This window comes from Dictyobacter arantiisoli (assembly GCF_008326305.1).
Classification (GTDB): Bacteria; Chloroflexota; Ktedonobacteria; order Ktedonobacterales; family Ktedonobacteraceae; genus Dictyobacter; species Dictyobacter arantiisoli.
Genome location: NZ_BIXY01000038.1, coordinates 34,015 through 54,212 on the forward strand (window position 1 = coordinate 34,015; position 20,198 = coordinate 54,212).

The 20,198-nt window shown below is 50.4% G+C and carries 13 protein-coding genes; 1 reads left to right on the forward strand and 12 read right to left on the reverse strand.

Translation table 11 applies throughout. From position 1 onward, the window contains the following. Positions 1–106 precede the first annotated feature (106 nt). The 7 genes from F1593_RS13790 to F1593_RS13820 all read right to left on the reverse strand — a co-directional run bounded on the left by F1593_RS13790 (position 107) and on the right by F1593_RS13820 (position 10,111). On the reverse strand, positions 107–733 hold the full coding sequence (locus tag F1593_RS13790; protein ID WP_149402154.1) for a DUF4126 domain-containing protein: 627 nt from the start codon (positions 731–733) through the stop codon (positions 107–109). Between the two features lie 123 nt (positions 734–856). Beyond that, positions 857–2,236 carry a glycoside hydrolase family 1 protein gene (locus F1593_RS13795; RefSeq protein ID WP_172632108.1) on the reverse strand — a complete coding sequence of 460 codons (1,380 nt, stop codon included), beginning with the start codon at positions 2,234–2,236 and terminating at the stop codon, positions 857–859. 167 nt (positions 2,237–2,403) lie between these two features. Then, on the reverse strand, positions 2,404–4,812 hold the full coding sequence (locus tag F1593_RS13800) for an FAD-dependent oxidoreductase (RefSeq protein ID WP_149402156.1): 2,409 nt from the start codon (positions 4,810–4,812) through the stop codon (positions 2,404–2,406). A 234-nt stretch (positions 4,813–5,046) separates the two neighbouring features. Next, positions 5,047–7,455, reverse strand: a complete 2,409-nt coding sequence (locus tag F1593_RS13805) for an FAD-dependent oxidoreductase (protein WP_149402157.1) — start codon at positions 7,453–7,455, stop codon at positions 5,047–5,049. Positions 7,456–7,515: 60 nt separating this feature from the next. Next, positions 7,516–8,844: an NADH-ubiquinone oxidoreductase-F iron-sulfur binding region domain-containing protein gene (locus F1593_RS13810; protein ID WP_149402158.1), complete on the reverse strand. Its 1,329-nt coding sequence runs from the start codon at positions 8,842–8,844 to the stop codon at positions 7,516–7,518. Beyond that, positions 8,837–9,577, reverse strand: coding sequence for a hypothetical protein (locus F1593_RS13815; protein ID WP_149402159.1), 741 nt, complete (start codon positions 9,575–9,577; stop codon positions 8,837–8,839). The genes F1593_RS13810 and F1593_RS13815 overlap by 8 nt, the downstream gene beginning before the upstream one ends. Before the next feature lie 3 nt (positions 9,578–9,580). Continuing rightward, the gene (locus F1593_RS13820; protein ID WP_172632111.1) at positions 9,581–10,111 is read right to left on the reverse strand and encodes an NADH-quinone oxidoreductase subunit B; all 531 of its coding nucleotides are present in this window, start codon (positions 10,109–10,111) and stop codon (positions 9,581–9,583) included. Between the two features lie 516 nt (positions 10,112–10,627). Here F1593_RS13820 and leuB point away from each other — a divergent pair. Beyond that, positions 10,628–11,752, forward strand: coding sequence for a 3-isopropylmalate dehydrogenase (leuB, locus tag F1593_RS13825; protein WP_149402161.1), 1,125 nt, complete (start codon positions 10,628–10,630; stop codon positions 11,750–11,752). Positions 11,753–11,778: 26 nt separating this feature from the next. Here the strand turns inward: leuB and F1593_RS13830 are convergent, their stop codons facing one another. The 5 genes from F1593_RS13830 to F1593_RS13850 all read right to left on the reverse strand — a co-directional run bounded on the left by F1593_RS13830 (position 11,779) and on the right by F1593_RS13850 (position 20,099). Then, positions 11,779–12,018 carry a hypothetical protein gene (locus tag F1593_RS13830; protein ID WP_149402162.1) on the reverse strand — a complete coding sequence of 80 codons (240 nt, stop codon included), beginning with the start codon at positions 12,016–12,018 and terminating at the stop codon, positions 11,779–11,781. Positions 12,019–12,227: 209 nt separating this feature from the next. Continuing rightward, positions 12,228–16,733: a hybrid sensor histidine kinase/response regulator gene (locus F1593_RS13835; RefSeq protein WP_149402163.1), complete on the reverse strand. Its 4,506-nt coding sequence runs from the start codon at positions 16,731–16,733 to the stop codon at positions 12,228–12,230. A 160-nt stretch (positions 16,734–16,893) separates the two neighbouring features. After that, entirely contained in the window at positions 16,894–18,951 is a 2,058-nt protein-coding gene (locus tag F1593_RS13840; RefSeq protein ID WP_172632109.1) for a methyl-accepting chemotaxis protein, read from the reverse strand. Positions 18,952–19,027: 76 nt separating this feature from the next. Continuing rightward, a complete protein-coding gene (locus tag F1593_RS13845) occupies positions 19,028–19,621 on the reverse strand; it encodes a chemotaxis protein CheW (RefSeq protein WP_172632110.1) in 594 nt (197 codons plus the stop codon). Positions 19,622–19,733: 112 nt separating this feature from the next. Further along, the gene (locus tag F1593_RS13850) at positions 19,734–20,099 is read right to left on the reverse strand and encodes a response regulator transcription factor (RefSeq protein ID WP_149402166.1); all 366 of its coding nucleotides are present in this window, start codon (positions 20,097–20,099) and stop codon (positions 19,734–19,736) included. Positions 20,100–20,198: the final 99 nt, after the last annotated feature.

Here is a 20,198-nt window from a genome sequence, read left to right on the forward strand (position 1 = left end):
ATACCTGTCTGGAGAGCAAAAGATAATACGTTTAATTAACTATTATACAGAACCTGCCGAAAAAGCGGATGAAAATCTGTCATTTGTTCTGAACCTGAACAGCTCGCTAAAAACGGCCTGCTGAACCGTGCTGAAGCGGTACCGTTGGTGCATTGTGTTTATGGCGCATCTGGCGAAGTCGACGCAAACGCCGGATAATGCGCGGGACAATCATCAGAAAAGCGATGACAAACAGGATTATCGCGATTAATAGCACATGTGGAAGCAGAAACGCCATCGCAACACTCAATAACATCACAATATCTTCGCCCACACTTAACGCTATATTCAAACAGCCTCCTGTCGTCGCGGTTAAAGTAACACGCGTAGCCGCCTTGGTTGTATGTGTCACACCAGCAAGGACCGCTCCCAACGCCAGGGTAACAGGCAACCAGGTGCTATCAATTGTTGCATTGCCAGCGGCGGCGGCAGATAAAGCCCCAGCCACAGGACGAATGACGGTATGAATCGCATCCCACACATGATCTACGACTGGAATCTTATCCGCAAAGATGTCCGCTAGCGTGAGAACTGCCATGAGAATCATAAACCAGGGCTGAGTAATAAAAACAAAGTGCGGATTAATATGCACCTGTGTTGGCCAGACACGCGTAGCGATAGCCAATGCCAGTAAAGGGAAATACGCATTAATACCAGAAGAAAAAGCCAGACCAGCGGATGTCCCAATATCCATTCGGATTCTCCTCAAGATCAATCGAAAAAAAGCATGTATAAGACCATCGTATGCAAAACCAGCAATCCTCACCTTATAAACGTATAAACCACACAGCTATCAAAGTGGGAGTATAAGCGGTGTTTAGACTGATAATTTCCGCCCACTGAAGCTGCTTTGATCAAAAATGGTTTTGATTAAGTCTGGAGCATAGCGTTCCACGATTGCTTCGGTGATCGCGTTAGCACGACAGATTTCACCAAACATACTGGCACTGCGCCGGGGTATACGCTGCTGTGTCACCGGATCAAGTTCAATCAAGCCAAAACGCACAAACCAACCTTCATTCCATTCAAAATTGTCTACCAGCGTCCAATGGAAATAGCCTTTGACTGGAATTCCCTCTCGAATAGCTCGATGAAGATGCGCCAGATGCGCCAGCAGAGCGCCTGGACGTCGATCATCCAACCGATCACTAAAACCATTCTCAGTGATATACAAAGGCTTATTGCCACGTGTGCGGCGGTAAACAGCTTTCAGGACACGATACAAGCCCTCAGGATAGATCTCTCCAAAACTTTCTGAAAGACCAACATCATTGCTGAGTGCTCCAGGATGTGGATAGCGTCTTCCAAAGGCTTCCAGCGGCCTGCGGGGATCAAAACGCACCATTTCACGGGTGTAATAATTAATCCCATGATAGTCTCTGGTGCCCGCTGCATGTGGAATAGTCGCCAATAAGGGACTGGAGGGAAAGCGGAAGCGGCCAGTCTCAGCAGCCTGCAAGACAGACCAGTTAAACAGCGTCTCCTGGACGTTTGCAGCCCCTTGATCCAAAGGAGATAAGGGTTGGGCAGGATCAAAAAGGCGATAATGCAAGCAATATCCAATCTGGGACTCCGGCTGCAGACGGCGCACGGTATAGAATGCCTCCACATGCGCCTGCATCATATTATGCAGGACAGTAAAGGTGAGTAAGATATCTTTTTCACCTGGTGGAAATACACCAAACAAATAGCCTTGAAAGGCATAGACATTAGGCTCATTAATAGTCACCCAGAACGAACAAACATCTCGTAGAACGGCAACGACATGCGCGATATAGCGTATAAAAAAACGCACATTACTTGCTTTAGCAAAGCCTCCACGTTCAGCAAACCAGAGAGGATCAGTAAAATGGTGCAATGTTACGACAGGAGTGATATGCAAGCGGTGTAGAGCCAGCAACATGGAACGATAACGCTCCAGGGCTGTATGATCCCATTGTCCTTCCTGCGGCTCAATACGACTCCACTCCAGACTGAGGCGGAGCGCATTATTCTCCATCTGCTCAGCCAGCAAGAAATCCTTTTCCGCCGCCTCCCACCAGTTAGCCGCCAGACCACATCGGTCACCGCTCACGATCCGCCCCTGCTGCTCCCAGCGGTACCACTGATTATTGGTAATCCCACCTTCACACTGATACGCGGCAGATGCAGTTCCCCATAGGAAATCTTTTGGAAAGTGTAATGCTTGCTGGCCCATATCTTTTCTCCATTCCATGATAAATAATAATCACATTAGTACTACGTATGGATGAAAAGATGAGATACATATATGAGATTAAAAAGAGGTGTTAAAGGACATATTATAGCTGCCAGGAGAGCGTTTGAAATCATACAACAAGCGCTCCTCTGACAGGATTGATACGCTTAGTCGCGGATGCTACGAGCAGGCAACGGACGCACCAGTGGACTCATCACGGGCAGGGCTTTCTTGCCACGCGGCAAGCGCTGACGTACCAGATAGTCCGGCGCATTCGCCAGATCATTTTTCTCCAACGTCACGTCTTCACCAAAGCGATTGAAGAACGAGAGCTCAAAGTTGGGGGTTTCACCCAGGGCACCGTGAGGGCACACCTCGACACAATCACCACAGAAGATACAGCGATCCAGCGCAAAGGAGTAGCGAGCCAGTTCGCGCTCGGCCATCATCAGTGAACCAGTTGGGCAGACCTGCACACAGGCTCCACAGGAGACACAGTCAGTATCATGCAAGCTGACGTTGAATGGCGTCGAGACAATCGTATCGAAGCCCTTACCAAACATGCCATAGCAGTCTGGACCAATCACATCGTGACAGACACGCACACACTGGGTACAGTTGATACACTTGTTGGGATCGCGCAAGATGAAGCTGTGCGAGAGATCCAGATCGTAGTCATGGTAGTCGCTGGGTTCTCCATCGTGGAAGCGGTTATCCGCCAGACCATGCTCGATACTGTACTTCTGCAGATCACACTGACCGGCAGCCGGACAGGCGCATTGCAGACAACGGGATGCCTCACGCTGAGCCTGCTCTTTCAAGTAGCCCATCTCGATCAACCCAAAGCTCTTCTCGCGCTGCTCATAAGGGAGCATCGGCATCTTGACTTTCGGCTCAACCGGCTTGTAGGGAACGATGTCGAAGAGATCAGGGCGGCGCTCTTCCAGTTCCAGACGGCGGGCGACCTCGTTCATGTCCTCACCCATCAGATAGGAATGGATGGAACGTGCGCCTAATTTTCCCTGGGCCACACATTCAATAATCGTACTGGCACCCAGCTGAGCATCACCGCCAGCGAAAACGCCTTCACGATCTGACATAAAGTTATGGGGATTGGTCTGGATGGTTTTCCACTTCGTCCATTTAATACCCGACGACTCGTTAATCACATTGGTATCCACGGCCTGACCAACAGCCGGAATGACTGTGTTACAGGCAATTGTAAATTCGGTACCGGGAACTGGTACGGGACGGCGGCGACCGCTGGCATCAGGCTCTCCTTGTTTGGTACGCTGATATTCTACACCCACCACCTTCCCATTCTCCACCACAACACGCTGCTGAGCTGCTCGCACCTGGAGATGGGTTCCTTCTGCAATACCATCCTCAACTTCCTCCAATGTCGCCGTCATATCTGCCCGGGTACGATAATAGGTTGTGTGGACTTTAGCGCCCAGACGTAGCGAGGTACGGGTACAGTCAAAGGTAGTAAAACCACCGCCAATCACAATAACCTCATCCCCTTCTTTCACGGGAACCGGCTTGCCCTCAACTTTATCATAGAGGAAACGGATAGCATTCACCACCCCCTCTGCATCCTCACCGGGCACACGCATCGACTTACTGGTCCAACAGCCGATAGCCAGATAGACCGCATCAAAGCCCTGTGCAAACAGATCATCGATAGTAAAGTCGCGACCCAGCTTAACGTTGCTCTGCAATTCCACACCAAGCTGCCAGACATGCTCAAGTTCGCGATCCATCATATCCTTTGGCAAACGATACTCAGGAATACCATAGCGTAGCATACCACCAGCCTGGGGTTGCATATCAAAAATCTTGCAAGCGTGACCACGCAAAGCCAGATAGTATGCACAGGACAAACCTGCGGGCCCAGCCCCTACAATCGCCACATTCTTACCCGTAGGCGCATCCTGGACGTAAGGAATAGGGGGATCAAGCAGGCAAGTCTCAGCCGCGTGACCGTGCATACGGCAGATGGCAATTTCTTCATCCACCAGCGTACGACGGCAAGCCTTCTGACAGGGCGCGGGACAGGTCAAACCCAGGATAAAGGGAAAAGGTAACACCTCTTTTACCAGGCGGGCTGCTTCCTTCATCTCACCCTGGGCAATCAACTCCAGATAGCCTGGAATATCAATATGTGTCGGGCAATCCACCTGGCAGGGAGGCTGACAGTAGGCATTGTGGTCAGAGAGCATCATTTCCAGATTCGTGCGGCGAATATGAAATAGCTCATCAGAATTCGTCGTTACCACCATGCCTGGCTCAGCAGGAGTATTACAGGAAGGCAGAGGACGCTCAGCGCCTTCGACGTGAACCAGACACATACGACAAGCGGAGGTTGGCTCCAACTTTTCGTCATTGCACAAATTAGGAATATCAGTAATTCCATTGTCAATCGCCACGCTCAAAATGGTTTGGTTTTCATGAGCAACCATAGTCTTACCATTGATAATAACGGTAAAACTGGGATGGCCCAGTTCATCACGTACCATTGGTTCAGTAGCATTTTGAGGGCTGAGGGAGAACGTATCGCGGGTCACGATAGTCATAATACTGCCTCTTTAACGTTATTCCTTAACAGCAGGAAAAACTTTTTGTTACAATGTCAAATACGTTAAATCTCCCTCTATATTACTCCAGTGATTGCCAGGAGTAAAGACATTGAAAAAAGTAATCTTTCTATATACATGCTCGATTTACAGTAAGGCAACTTCCTGTGACATATAAAAAGCCGGACCTCATAACGAGGCCCGGCTTTCTGGAGCATATTTCCTGTTAGATGCTTAGTCGCGGATGCTACGAGCAGGCAACGGACGCACCAGTGGACTCATCACGGGCAGGGCTTTCTTGCCACGCGGCAAGCGCTGACGTACCAGATAGTCCGGCGCATTCGCCAGGTCATTTTTCTCCAACGTCACATCTTCACCAAAGCGATTGAAGAACGAGAGCTCAAAGTTGGGGGTTTCACCCAGGGCACCGTGAGGGCACACCTCGACACAATCACCACAGAAGATACAGCGATCCAGTGCAAAGGAGTAGCGAGCCAGTTCGCGCTCGGCCATCATCAGTGAACCAGTCGGGCAGACCTGCACACAGGCTCCACAGGAGACACAGTCAGTATCATGCAAGCTGACGTTGAATGGCGTCGAGACAATCGTATCGAAGCCCTTACCAAACATGCCATAGCAGTCTGGACCAATCACATCGTGACAGACGCGCACACACTGGGTACAGTTGATACACTTGTTGGGATCGCGCAAGATGAAGCTGTGCGAGAGATCCAGATCGTAATCATGGTAGTCGCTGGGCTCACCATCGTGGAAACGGTTGTCCGCCAGACCATGCTCGATACTGTACTTCTGCAAATCACACTGTCCAGCAGCCGGGCAGGCGCACTGCAGACAACGGGATGCCTCACGCTGGGCCTGCTCTTTCAAGTAGCCCATCTCGATCAAACCAAAGCTCTTCTCGCGCTGCTCGTAAGGGAGCATCGGCATCTTCACCTTGGGCTCGACCGGCTTGTAGGGAACGATGTCGAAGAGATCAGGGCGGCGCTCTTCCAGTTCCAGACGGCGCGCAACCTCGTTCATGTCCTCACCCATCAAGTAGGAATGGATGGAACGTGCATTGAGCTTACCCTGTGCGACACCTTCAATAATGGTCTTCGCACCCATCTGACAATCACCACCAGCGAAAACGCCTTCGCGATCTGACATAAAGTTATGGGGATTGGTCTGGATGGTTTTCCACTTCGTCCATTTGATGCCAGAAGCATCATCAAGCACGCTGGTATCCACAGCCTGACCAATAGCCGGGATAACGGTATCGCAGTTCAGCACAAACTCAGAACCGGGAACTGGTACGGGACGGCGGCGACCGCTGGCATCAGGCTCTCCCAATTTATTGCGCTGGAACTCAACACCGGTCACACGACCGTTCTCCGAAACGACACGCGTCTGACTGACATACAGCTGCAGATGTGTACCTTCTGCTTCACCGTCTTCAACCTCTTCAGTTGTCGCGCCCATCTCGGTACGACCACGACGATACATCGTGTGGACTTTGGCACCCAGACGTAACGAGGTACGGGTACAGTCAAAGGCAGTGAAACCACCACCAATCACAATAACCTCATCACCGTCTTTCACAGGCACTGGCTTACCTTCAACTTTGTCACCCAGATAACGAATGGCGTTCACCACGCCCTCTGCATCCTCACCAGGAACACGCAGATCATTACTGGTCCAACAGCCGATAGCCAGATAGACCGCATCAAAGCCCTGTGCAAACAGATCATCGATAGTAAAGTCGCGACCCAGTTTGACATTGGCCTGGAAATCAATACCCATATCCCACAACTGCGCGAACTCGCGATCCATCATATCCTTTGGCAAACGATACTCAGGAATACCATAGCGCAGCATACCACCAGCCTGGGGTTGCATGTCAAAAATCTTACAGTAGTGACCACGCATAGCCAGATAGAAGGCAGCAGTCATACCAGAAGGGCCACCACCAACAACAGCAACTTTTTTACCAGTTGGCGGATCTTGCACGTAAGGCAAAGGAGGATCAAGCAGGCAAGTCTCAGCCGCGTGACCGTGCATACGACAGATAGCGATTTCTTCATCTACCAGCGTACGACGGCAAGCCTTCTGACAGGGCGCGGGACAGGTCAAACCCAGTGTGAAAGGGAAAGGCAACACCTCTTTTACCAGACGAGCCGCTTCCTTCATCTCACCCTGGGCAATCAACTCCAGATAGCCTGGAATATCAATATGTGTCGGGCAATCCACCTGGCAGGGAGGCTGACAGTAGGCATTGTGGTCAGAGAGCATCATTTCCAGATTCGTGCGGCGAATATGAAATAGCTCATCAGAATTCGTCGTTACCACCATGCCTGGTTCAGCAGGAGTATTACAGGAAGGCAGAGGACGCTCAGCGCCTTCGACGTGAACCAGACACATACGACAAGCGGAGGTTGGCTCCAACTTTTCGTCATTACACAAATTTGGGATATCCGAAATCCCATTATCAATCGCCACGCTCAAGATGGTCTGGCCTTCATAAGCCTGTAACGTCTTGCCATCGACGGTCAGCGTAAAGCTAGGATGCCCATGCTCATTACGCACCATCGGAGGCTGCGCCTCTTGAGAGGTGAGAAAGAAATTATCTCGGATCGATATAGCCATGTACTTCCTCTTCCGAAGTTCCTAGGTTCAAAATTTGTAATGCAAGAATTTGCAGTACAGTTACGGCAGAACGTGCTTGGTGACAAAGCGATGGGCACGCACCGGGACACAGGTACCAGTTGGGCACTGTAACTCCTGAATATGCGAGGTAAAGTGCTCAGGCCAGTAGCGCTTGGCGGTTTTCAGAGGATTTGTTGCCTGTACACCAAAACCACATAATGAACCATTTGGCACATATTCGGCGAACTCATCCAGTACGTCGAGATCTCCGTTGACGCCAAGATCACTCACAACCCCCTCGAGGATTCCAGTGATACGCTTCACGCCAAGGCGACAGGGCACACATTTACCGCAGGATTCTTTGCTCAGGTAAGCGCTACGCTCACGAGCCCAGGAAACCATGCAAGTGTTGCTGGGAAGCACTTCAATAATGCCCGAACCAACAATCGCACCCGCCTCTTCCAAAGGATCGAAATCATAAGGTGTATTCAGCAGCGAGAGAGGGAGTGCTCCCCCTTCGGCTCCACCTACCACAATAGCACGAACATCACTTTCAGTAGGATGCAGTCCAGCATGTTCCAGGATATCACCCAGTGAAGCACCAAAGGGTACCTCAACCACAGTTGGTTCGCTGCCTGGCGAAGCATAGATAGTTAAGATTTTCGTGCCACCTGTAGATGCCGAACCAGCACTTGCAAAGGCCACGGCACCATCACGGATGATTCCTGGTACATTCACCAGAGTTTCAATAGAATTGATTGCCGTTGGCTTGTCCCACAATCCATATTGAGCCGGGAAAGGAGGACGCTGTTCAGGCATGCCACGACGACCTTTAATGACCGCCATCTGAACAGTCTCTTCACCACCCATAAAACCAATATCGACGCCGAGCACATTGATGGTACAAGAAAAATCAGTGCTAAGAATATCGCGCCCGACTAAATTGGCTTCAGTGGCTTCTTGTAGAGCCTGTTGAACTGCGGTTGCGCCCTCTGGTGTGGTACTGCGTGTGACAAGGTAAGCCTCCGTCGCGCCTACAGCATAGGCTGCCAGGAGAATACCCTCAATAACCTGATGAGGATTGCGCTCAAGCAATGTGCGGGCAGCTAATGAACGAGCATCCGCATCATATGCATTACAAATAACATATTTTTGTTCGTCTTCCGACTCCCGCACGATCCGCCATTTCTCGCCAGCCAGACGACCAGCGCCACCACGTCCACGCAATTTTGCGTCAATGACTTGCTGGTTGACCTGTTCAGGAGTCAGTTCACGAAGGGCTTTTTCCAGGGCAGCATAACCGCTGATGCCACGATATGCGCTCAAAGAGCGTACATCGGCATCGGTATTCTGCCGCAATAAACGATGAGATTGTTCAAATTTAGGCATCTGGCTGCCTCACATGATTAATATTTCCCCATACGCCGCGTTTGCTCGATGCTAACCCACGTGCTGGCTGATCATCACGCTTGATACCCTTGGTAGCCGGGGCGGGCTTAAACTTCGGGCTCATGGTAGCAATGCCAAAGATATCACTCAGGTCAACACCGCGAGCCTGAACAATACGCTTGGCAGCCTGTAATGGCAGATAACCATAGATGTCCATCACTGCATCCAGCAGTCCCGCTAAGGCTGAAGCCTCGCGTGACCATGATAACAGTAATGTATCAACCTTACTCAGGTCAATTTCCGGCTCCAAATGGTCTTTTACCGGCATAGCCACACAGGGGGTCACCGGCTTGTTCGCATATTCAACCGCATATTCCGAAATACGTGACTTATAGAAGCCCGCATGGGAAGTACCGGTTGCTGGAGCAAGTTTGCGAGGGGTAAACTTTTCAGCGCCCTCTCGGATGTAGGACTTGAACCATGGGCGGTCTTTCCACTCGTGGAGTGGCTCATACTCAATCGTGATAGCACGAGGAGGACAGGCTTTTTCACAGAGCAGGCAGGATTCACACTTCAAGTTGAATTCGGTGTTCAGACCATCCTGCGCGATTAACTGAATCAAACCACGGCTGCGCGGTGGCAGTTTGGGTTTCTCATAGGGGTAGAGGCGTGTAACCTTTGGCTTAAACATGTGGCTAAAGGTCAGGCCCATACCTTCCAGGATACCACGCATACACTATACCTCGATTTCGTTCTCGCCGCGCACTTTGAGACCTTGTTTAGCGATCTTTTCACGTAACTTGAGAATACCCTCAATCAACGCTTCCGGGCGTGGAGGACATCCAGGTACGTAAACGTCTACCGGAACAAGGGTATCAACACCTTGCACAGTGTAGTAGCTATCATAGAACTCGCCACCTGAATTGGCACACTGACCCATACTCAATACCCATTTGGGGTCTGGCATCTGCTCCCAGAGAAGACGTAGGCGCGGACCCATCTTCACAGAAACAGTTCCTGCTACAATCATCAGATCAGACTGACGAGGGCTCGAACGGAACACTTCAGAGCCAAAACGAGATAGATCATAATGTGCTTGCGCCGAAGCCATCATTTCGATAGCGCAGCACGCCAGACCATAACTAAATGGCCAAACAGATTTAGACCGAGCCCAGTTTTGTGCCCACTGCAACATTTCAGCTACAGTCGTCAGCTGAACCGGGAATTCCTGGTCTCCTGGGACATACTCATGGGGTCCAGTTGCCATCGCTATCGGTACTGGCTTACGACGGCCTGCTGTACTCCCATTTTCATTGATATCGCTGCTCATAAATTTAAACTCCTAGGCAATGGTTCAGCAGCACCTATTGCTTGATTAGGATTGTTGTAGGGTTCTTCATTAAGACGGGGGCGATGTATATACACTCCATCCGGCATTATTATAGCACGTTTCGCCCGGCCGTGCTATAAATACGCAAGCGCGTGCTCGCCTGCCGTGCGACACCAGGCGAGGCAGCAGATGGAGTCTGATCAGAGTCTATCATCCGCCCTTGTCAGATAGCATTACGCTTTGGTAAACTGTGGAGTAGTTGTGCGTTCTCAGGCTAGCAGAACAACTTCCCTGAATTCGGTCCGCAATGACCGCATGGATACGTCTATAAAGAAGACGTATCACCAGGATGATGTGGGTACACACAAGATACGACGCCCTGACCACTTTCAGGTCAGGGCTTTCCAATTCTCATGTCTGGAACGCATCTGATCGTAAGAAAGACGAGACATTATGGGAAATTATACAATTACTGTCTTAGCAGGAGATGGGATCGGGCCCGAGGTTACGGATCAGGCTGTCCGAGTGCTGGATGCGGTAGCCAAACGCTTCGGACATACCTTTACCTACCACAAACGGCTCGTCGGAGTGGCCGCGATTGAGGCTGAAGGCGACTCCATTTCAGAGGCAACACTTGAGCTCTGTCAGAAAAGCGACGCAATCCTCTTTGGAGCAGTGGGTGGTCTCCCTAACTACGATGGTCGCTTTAAAGTAAAGCCAGAAGAAGCGCTCTTCAAACTGCGCAAAGGATTACAATTCTTCGCAAACTTACGTCCAGTTAAGCCTTTGGATAGTCTTCTCAATGCCTCACCACTCAAAGCGGAAATTGTCAAAGGGACAGATCTGCTGGTTGTCCGTGAGCTGACAGGCGGACTTTACTATGGACATCTGGAACCTCCGGTCCCTGGTAAACCCAGTGCAATCCGTAGAACCGAGCACGGCACAGATGCTATCGACACCTTGCTCTATACAGAGGCGGAAATCGAACGTATTCTGCGCATCGCGTTCGATGCTGCGCGGGATCGCAAGAAAAAAGTCACATCTGTGGATAAAGCGAATGTGCTCAGTTCCTCAGTCCTCTGGCGGCAGGTAGCAGATCGCGTGGCAGCTGATTATCCAGATATCGCATTTGAGCATATCCTGGTTGATGCCTGTGCGATGCACTTGATCCGCCGTCCCAGCAATTTTGATGTCATCGTCACTGAAAATCTGTTTGGGGATATATTAACCGACGAGGCATCGGTCCTGGCAGGTTCAATGGGCATGCTACCTTCAGCCAGCCTGGGTAGCCACAAGACAGTTCATGGACGGTTAGGACTCTACGAACCCATTCATGGCTCGGCACCTGACATTACCGGCCAGGGCAAGGCTAATCCAATTGCCGCTATTTTATCAGCTGCGATGCTGCTTCAATACTCATTGGGCTTAAAGGATGAAGCCAGCGCCGTTGAAGCTGCGGTCGCGCAGACGATAGAGGCAGGATATCGCACAGAGGATCTGGCAAGTACTGGTGCCAGGACAGTCAATACAGAAGAGATGGGACAGAAGATAGCCACAACTCTCGTTGCTCAAGCGTAAACACAACCAGCCTGAGCAACAGGCAACTATCCCATCATTGGTTTAGGGCAATGGCCCAGTGCAGTCAATTTAGCCTGGGCCATGGCTAATTGCCGTCGCACATCCCCAGCCATCGCACTCTCATCCGCCACCACCGATCCTATTGCCTGGATGACAGGCTTCTCGGCTGGCTGCATCTGTGCAACCTGAGCCTCTAACAGAGCAATTTCGTTGAGGATCATTTGCCGCTGAAGATACCAGCGGGTAACAGCGCGTTCAACACCCATATTTCACCTGCCTTGACCTCGATCTAAATGTCAGTTTCACTAACTCAATGATACCATAAGCATCCTTTGAACAAAGAAAGGCCCATTCATCCCTCATATAAAAATGGGGGACTTTCTGGGCCTCTTCTGTAAAGCACATTTGCCTGTCACGAGAGCACAATAGTATCAATAACAGTATCGAAAAATCATGTACCTACACATGACAAGAACTAACGAACATCGGCTCCATAAACGAGAGAGTTGATCGTGTTGAGCAATTCTTCATCCTGGTACGGCTTGACCACATAAGCGCTTGCCCCCAACGACATCGCACGTTGCTGGTGTTTTGCAGCCGCACGCGAAGTCAGGACCACCAATGGTAGAGAACGATATTGTTCCTGTGCGCGTACTGTTGAAATCAACTCATAGCCATCCATACGAGGCATCTCAATATCCAACAACACGGCGGCGGGTGTTTCAGCTGAAATCATTTCCAGCGCTTCGACGCCATCACGCGCCATCTGCACTGTCCAATTATGCTGCTTCAACATATTGCTCACCACACGACGTACGCTCGGACTATCATCAACTACCAGCAAGTGTTTGCCACGTTCAATACCAGTCTCTACACTCGTCGATGATCGCAATGGCACGCTTTGCTGCTTATGCGAAACATCCACACGCTGTCGCACCTGACCAGCCGGGGTAGGTGTCTCTTGGCGGGTAAACGCACTACTGACCTTTGAAGAAAGCAACGAGTTCAGCTCCAGGACCAGGACAACGCGACCATTACCAAGCACAGTACCACCAGCAATGCCATGGACTTCACGCAGGTGGGGTCCCAGGTTCTTCATCACAATATCGAACTTCCCTCGAATCTCATCAATCACCAGAGCCACACGGTGACCACCGGCATTGACCAGCAACAACTGAGCCTTGTCATCCAGGGTCATAGTTGTGGGCAAGGACAAATACTGCGCCAGCATATGAAGCGGATAGAGGTCATTACGCACGATGACCGCTTCCTGTGCGCCTGAACCAGTACGTTTAAAGTTATCCAAACGGCCAATCGACTCCACGTGGACCGTTGGGATAGCGAATTCCTGGCCGGCGACCCGCACCATCATCGCACTCTGAATAGCCAGACTGGTGGGGAAGGTCATAGTAAAAGCAGTTCCCTGGCCAGGAGCCGACTCTACCACCAGCGTCCCACGCAGGCGAGACACACTATCGCGCACAACGTCCAGTCCTACGCCGCGCCCACTTTCCTCACTCAGCACAGCAGCAGTGGAAAAACCTGGCTGGAAGATCAAGGACACCACATCATCCTCGCCAATTTGTTGATCAGCACGAATCAGTCCACGGGCAATAGCAGTGCGACGGACCTGCTCACGATCAATACCACTACCATCATCACGGACAGTAATCATAATTTGATTACCCTCATACGAGGCAGAGAGTTTGATCAGCCCAACGGGTGGCTTGCCATGCCGTACACGCACATCAGGCTTCTCAATCGCATGGTTAACCGCATTACGGATCAGATGGAGCAAGGGTCCAGAAACTTCCTCAAAGACGGTACGATCAACCTCGGTTGTCTCACCTTCAAGCACAAAATCGATATCTTTTCCCTGCTTCAAAGCAACAGCACGGGCAGCGCGATACAAACGAGGAGCCATGGTAGCCAGAGGAACCAGACGTACCTTCATCAAACGATCCTGAAAAGTTGTATTCAAGCGATTCTCACGCGCAAACACACCTTCACATTCACGGATAATGGTATCCATTTCAGTACTGAGCGTCGCCATATCCGAAATACCCTCGCTCAAACCACGAGCCAGTTGATGGAATTCGGTATAGCGATCCAGTTCCAGTTCATCAAACTCCGCCAGATAATCTGGCACTGCGGGATCTTTTCGATTCTGACCATTGCCCCCCGGAAGCGGGGTTGGCAGGCTGGTTGTTGTATTCGATCCAATCAGCGCATTCTGCGTCCCACGTGTCAGGCTCTGATTGCCCTCGCCAGGCATCACCTGTACGGAACGACCACTTGGCAGTGTCGCAGCTTCAAAACGACTATCCAGCTTTTGTCCTACATCAGCAAGACGATTACTACTTACCGCGACATCTGATACCAGACGGACCAAACGCTGAATACGCTCTTCAAGCACACTACGATTAACCAGCATCTCACCAAACAGATTAACCAGTTCGTCCAATTTCAAGAGTCGCACACGCACACTAAGGTCACCGCGTGTACGAGGAGAAGGACCATCGGCGGCCGATCCCTCCAGTACATTCGACTCATGAGTCACATCGGGCGTATGATCATCGTCATCCAGATCTTCTTCAATCATTTGGACAGAAGAAGAGCTGCGCTCACCCAGAAATGTAACGTAGCGCTGATGGAGTTCACGCACTTTGGGATCAGCAGTTGAAGCATCATTGCCTGTAATCAGAAGTTCCAATGCCTCAGCGGTATCAAGGATCAAGCTCACCACCGTTGGTGAGATAGACATCGTTTCTTCCATAATCAAATCAAGCAAATCTTCAGATACATGACTCAGATCCGCAATTGTCTGGAAACCCATCATGCCAGCAGCACCTTTGAGTGTGTGCGTTGCACGCCGAATCCCCTGAATCAGATCGCGATTGTTCGGATTTTTTTCCAGTGCCGCCACATGCATACTGATCGTCTGGAGATGTTCTTCGGCCTCCAGGCGGAAGATTTCTGCCGCATCCTCGCCAAAATCATTGGTGCTAAACGATGAAGCGGTGGTTGTTTTCCCAGTCGCCTCTGTAACCGGCATCGACCGAGGTGCCAGTGGCGCAGGCGTGGAAGAATTGACCAGCACATCAGGGAAAGGCGCGGAGAAAGAGGAAGGTGGGATGGTAGTTGCCCGTCCCTGCGTAGGATTAGCATTTGTGTTTGAGGTGCCCTGGGAAGAAAAACCAGGAACACCATCGCGCATGATCTGATCCAGGAATTCTTGTCGTACCTGGATTTCGATCTCACTGCGCAACCGTTCCTCAAGCTCCTGGGTAGACTCAGGTCCACGCTGCTCGAGGATGGCCGCACGATCTTGCAAACGTTGCCGTTCAGCATATTCCTGACGTACTTCTGCACGGATCTGTTGCTCCAGCACAGCCCGCTCATGGGCGGCCATGCTCGCCTGAGCCTCCTGACGCATTTCCTCACGAACCTGCGCCTCAATCTCAGCACGTAAAACCGCTGGATCGCCCTGCCGCTCAAACGTCACCCGTTCGCGCAACGCCTGGCTATCCTGATTCACCTGAATATTCCAGGGACTCCAACCCGCATCTTGTCGGAGGTCAGGAACTGGTTGCTGAAATTGCTCAAAAGCCTCACCACAAGATTGGATAGAGGTATGAAGTTGTTGCAGAGTGGTAGATAATTGCTCATCAGTAAACTCCACCCCACTCGTAATCTTCTGAATGAGATCCAAAACCTTTTTTAATCTGGAATTGGACACCCACATCACAGAAAGTGGTAAATACCGTCGAACTTGCTCGGGACTATTGCGCAAGTTCAAGCCCATCGCCTTACCGGCCCACTCTTCCATACGGTCGAGGGCATCTTTGGAACCATCTAAGAAGCCCTTAAATTCACTTCGTTGCGCTTCGATAATACTCATAGAATTGCGCAACTGTGTCACTACGCTTTTCAGAGATGCCGCCTGATTCTCCAATGTCTGCATATCCTGTTGCATATCAGCGAAAGCAACTGGCAACGCTCGATCCTGTTCCTCAGAAGGAACAACGGCAGGTACCTGCGGAATAGTACGTTGTTGCACTCTCTCTACTGCCTGTTCACCATAAGGCGAATACGTCACAGGTTGTACCGGTGCTGCATTTGATGGTGGGAGAGCAGGAGCAACAGGGGGCGGCGTCTTTTCTGCTGGGACTGAAGCCAGGGGCGGAAACGCTTGCGAGTGCCGCGTTGAAGCCATCAATGACTCAAAAGCGCTGGTAGGGGCATTTTGAGGTGTTTGCTCTGGCGATAATGGCTCTCCCTCTGGTGTTTGTAGCACTGCCGAAACTGGCGTTGCAGGCACAGGAGACAGCGAAGATGTACTATCAAAGCGTGTCACCAGCGCCGGCTCCTCAGGCCAACCAATATCTTCACTTGATGTTGGCGACTGGGTGCGGAATGACGCCAGCACTTCATCAAACGACGGCATCGAAGATGAGAGTGGGGCAGTTGATAACGGCATCGAGAGCGATGGAGTAGATGAAAACGCAGAGGATGTAGGCTGAACCTGACCAGATGGAACAGCAAATGCATCCGCCATACCTAAAGTATCAGGTGCTGACGCTGCATCAACTAGAGCGCTATAACGAGCGTAGTCGGCATCATCCTCCGCAATCACTGCTTCTTCATCAATGCCACCGCGGATACCCTCCAGGAGTTGACGCAATCGGCCTAACGAACGCTGCAAAAGACCTCGAGAGCCATCATCCAGCGTAATTAACCCTTCTATTGCATCACCCAGGATGTCTTCCATACCATGTGCCACATGGGCCAGGCCCTGGAAGTCCATCATGGAAGCGGAACCGCCAATGGTGTGAGTGCGGCGGTAAGTTTCTTCGAGGGCATCCATGTCGCCAGGTGACTGAGCCAATCGCTCGAGGTTCGTCTCGATTTCCGGCAAATAGCTATTCACCTCTTCGATAAACGAGTCGAGGACGGATAGTTTATCAAATGTGTTCGACATGTTGCGCGTACTCACTTAACTATTCTGATGTTACTTCTCTTCTACTTTTCAGTTCAACAAAATTGCATTGTATCCAGAAAATAATAACATCATACTTCTATAGACAAGATACGACAGATCCACCTATAGTCTCACTGCCGTATCTCGTTTATAAGAACAATTATTGATTCTGTTCGTGAATCCCGCTTTGCCAGCGTGGGCGTGGATTCTGAGCCTGGCCCGGTTGCTGCTGCTGTTGCTGTTGCTGCTGCTGCTGCTGGTATGGCTGCTGCTGATAGGGCTGCTGCTGATAGGGCTGCTGTTGGTACGGTGTCGGGAGCAGACCCGCGTTGTTCTGTACCGGTGGCTGACCCAATCCAGGATTTGAAGGCTGGAAATATGGCTGAGCAGGATTCCCAAAATTGGCTCCAGCATTAAACTGTGGTGCGCCAAATCCAGCATTCATCCCCTGCCCCTGATTATCAAAATCGCCCAGGTCATTGAAATCTAATTGATTTCCAAAGAATGCCTGATTGTTTCCATTACCACCGAAACCTGCTGGTGCTGGAATTTGTGGCTGCATACCACCCGGTGACATCTGAGTCAGATTACCAAAATCCTGCTGATTGCCAAGCGAGAATTGTCCTGAACGTGAACCCAATGAAACTAACGAACCAGTATTTCCTGGCTCAGGCAAGGGTGGAAAATTGCCAGAAAAACTCTGGTTCCAGCCGCTCTCTGCATTATTATCCAGTGCACCACTATTAAACGATTGCTCTCCCTGATGCATACCATCCCCAAAGGATGCTATATTAGAGAACGAGCTAAGCATGTCATTTGTACGATCCGGCAAACGGAATGTGGATACCGATGCACGCAATTGCTCAGAAAGTTCAGCCAGATAACTTACACTAACAGCCGCTTCCTGGGTACCGGCGTCTGTCTGACGGGTAATCTCAGAAATACGGCCCATTGCTACCGCTACAGCTTCAGATACAGGTGTTTGTTCATTAGCAGCACGGGCAATACTTTCAATCATTTGAGCCTGTCGTTCTACTGCGCTATAGATAGAGTTCAGTGAACGGCCAGCATCATCAGCCAGTTGTGATCCCTTCACCACTTCTTGTGTGCTATCTTCCATAGCCACAACGGCTTCATACGTATCACCCTGAATACTCTTCACAAGGGTTGCAATTCGCTTCGTCGATTCTGTTGAGCGCTCAGCCAGCAGGCGGATTTCGTCGGCAACCACTGCGAAACCACGTCCATGTTCACCAGCCATCGCAGACTGAATAGCGGCGTTTAGCGCCAGCAAGTTCGTTTGATCAGCGATATCTTCAATGATACGAACGATTTCACCAATTTCATTGGAACGCTCGCCCAGGCGTTTGATTTTCTTCGAGGTCTCCTGCACATTCTCACGAATGAGCATCATACCCTCAATCGATTGGCGTACAGCTTGCTGACCATTAGTCGCACTCTGCAACGCTTCTTGCGCTACATCCACACTTAACTGAGCATTACGAGCCACATTTTGAATAAAGATAGCCAGGGCTTCAACAGCCTCGGTGGTCTGTGCAATCTGTTTCACCTGTGTCTCTGTCGCCTGAGCCAATTCAGCCGAGCGATCCAGAATACGACGGGTGGCATTCGTCACCTGTACAGCTGTAGATTGTACACGACCCACGACCTTCGCCAACTCTTCAATCATGTAGTTGAACGAGTCAGCCAGTACACCCAGGGTGTCAGGCGTTACCTCTGCCTGCACGCGCAAGTCACCATCACCGACCGCGCTTACCTCTTGCAGCAGTTTCTCAATCTGTGCCTGCAGGGCTGCGGCATCATTTCCCACCCCGCCCATCGCAACATTTGGTGTAGAACTCTGATTATCAAGAATAGAATTTAATGAGCTCGCAAGCTGGGAGAGTTCTCCATCGCCAGAGACCGCCGCACGTACCGAGCGATCACCATTGACAAAATCGCGACACACCTCGGTCAAGGAAACTAAACGATTTTTCACATTTCGTTGGACATTCAAGTTGGCAAGTGCCGCAATAACAACCACAATCAGTGCCATTACAAAAGCAATAATGGCGAGATTCGAGTTAGACAGATTGCTGATTAAAATTAAAAAGGCAAGTATGACAAAAAGAACTAAAGGTACCACGACCGAGCCTATCAGCCCCAAAAGATATGGGCCACTTAGCGCTGAGCCGCTCTTATTTTGATCAGGATTCATCCGCCAGACCTCCATTGATAAAAATATATCTATCTCAATTTACGTGACCATACTACAGGTCGCCGCACTATTATCATTAGGCCTTATAGCGCTGCATTTTTTCGGAGAAGAGAAGACGGGCCACATCCAAAATTACAATCGTACGATTATTCAATGACGCACTTCCACTTGAGTAAGGCACAATCCAGGATGGAATCGATGCTTGACGCACATTTCCATTGATTGCCGTCGCCGAAATTGGCAACATTTCACTTACTGCATCCACAACCAGACAGATAACCATATCATTACTTTGTAATGATAACAACCGGGTACGTGGAGTATATGGCACCTGTTCCAGATCTAAAAACATACGTGAGTCGACCACCGAGACAATAGAGCCACGTAAATTCATGACTCCTTTGACCCAGGACATGACATTGGGCACGGGCGTTAACTCTACAAGCCGTTCAACACCTTGTACCAGCTCAGCCTTTATCGCGAACTCACGATCAGCTAAAGCGAACACCAGATATTGTTCTCCAATAGGAGGTATCTCCCCATTAGGAGCGCCAACCCCAAATTGCCCCTGTGCCAACTGCAACTGTAACGCTGCCACAGATGGCGACTGAGAAATTAATTGTTGAATTGCTGCAAAAGCATCACGCTTTTTTTGATCTTCACTGGACACAAAAAAATTACTCCATCTCAGGCACAAGAGGCGAGAGGCATCCTATGCGACATTCATAGGCAAGAAAGGAAGGGGAGAACCATCCCCCCATCCATCCTGCTGGTGCAATATCTCAAATGAGACTCCGCACACTGGCTACTAACTCATCACTATTAAAGGGCTTGGTAATATAGAGATCAGCCCCTTGTCGCATTCCCCAGGATTTATCTAGTGGGGTGTTTTTCGACGTGAGCAAGATGATTGGAATATGCCGGCTCAGTTCCGAATTTTTTAATTTGCGGCACACCTGAAAACCATTTTGCTTTGGCAACACAACATCCAGGACGATGCATTGTGGACGCTCTTTAAATACTTTTTCGACAGCTTCATCACCATCAACGGCTGTAACAACATCAAAGCCGCTATTGCGTAATGGAGCAACGATCATCGTTAGTTCCGTCCAGCTATCATCCACAACCAAAATTTTCTGCCCAGGCATCCAATTATAACCTTTCCTAACAAGCTAACCGATGGCGGGAAGCTTTGGCCGACCCTTCAATCCACCCTACCCAGGATGCCAGGCATCACAGGTACTGTT

Excerpts from the sequence above, each read along its gene's own strand:
- F1593_RS13820 (WP_172632111.1), bottom strand. The coding sequence starts at position 10,111 with ATGGCAACTGGACCCCATGAGTATGTCCCAGGAGACCAGGAATTCCCG.
- F1593_RS13840 (WP_172632109.1), bottom strand. The coding sequence starts at position 18,951 with ATGAATCCTGATCAAAATAAGAGCGGCTCAGCGCTAAGTGGCCCATAT.
- F1593_RS13815 (WP_149402159.1), bottom strand. The coding sequence starts at position 9,577 with ATGCGTGGTATCCTGGAAGGTATGGGCCTGACCTTTAGCCACATGTTT.
- F1593_RS13805 (WP_149402157.1), bottom strand. The coding sequence starts at position 7,455 with ATGGCTATATCGATCCGAGATAATTTCTTTCTCACCTCTCAAGAGGCG.
- F1593_RS13830 (WP_149402162.1), bottom strand. The coding sequence starts at position 12,018 with ATGGGTGTTGAACGCGCTGTTACCCGCTGGTATCTTCAGCGGCAAATG.
- F1593_RS13810 (WP_149402158.1), bottom strand. The coding sequence starts at position 8,844 with ATGCCTAAATTTGAACAATCTCATCGTTTATTGCGGCAGAATACCGAT.
- F1593_RS13795 (WP_172632108.1), bottom strand. The coding sequence starts at position 2,236 with ATGGGCCAGCAAGCATTACACTTTCCAAAAGATTTCCTATGGGGAACT.
- F1593_RS13835 (WP_149402163.1), bottom strand. The coding sequence starts at position 16,733 with ATGTCGAACACATTTGATAAACTATCCGTCCTCGACTCGTTTATCGAA.
- F1593_RS13790 (WP_149402154.1), bottom strand. The coding sequence starts at position 733 with ATGGATATTGGGACATCCGCTGGTCTGGCTTTTTCTTCTGGTATTAAT.
- F1593_RS13800 (WP_149402156.1), bottom strand. The coding sequence starts at position 4,812 with ATGACTATCGTGACCCGCGATACGTTCTCCCTCAGCCCTCAAAATGCT.
- leuB (WP_149402161.1), top strand. The coding sequence starts at position 10,628 with ATGGGAAATTATACAATTACTGTCTTAGCAGGAGATGGGATCGGGCCC.
- F1593_RS13850 (WP_149402166.1), bottom strand. The coding sequence starts at position 20,099 with ATGCCTGGGCAGAAAATTTTGGTTGTGGATGATAGCTGGACGGAACTA.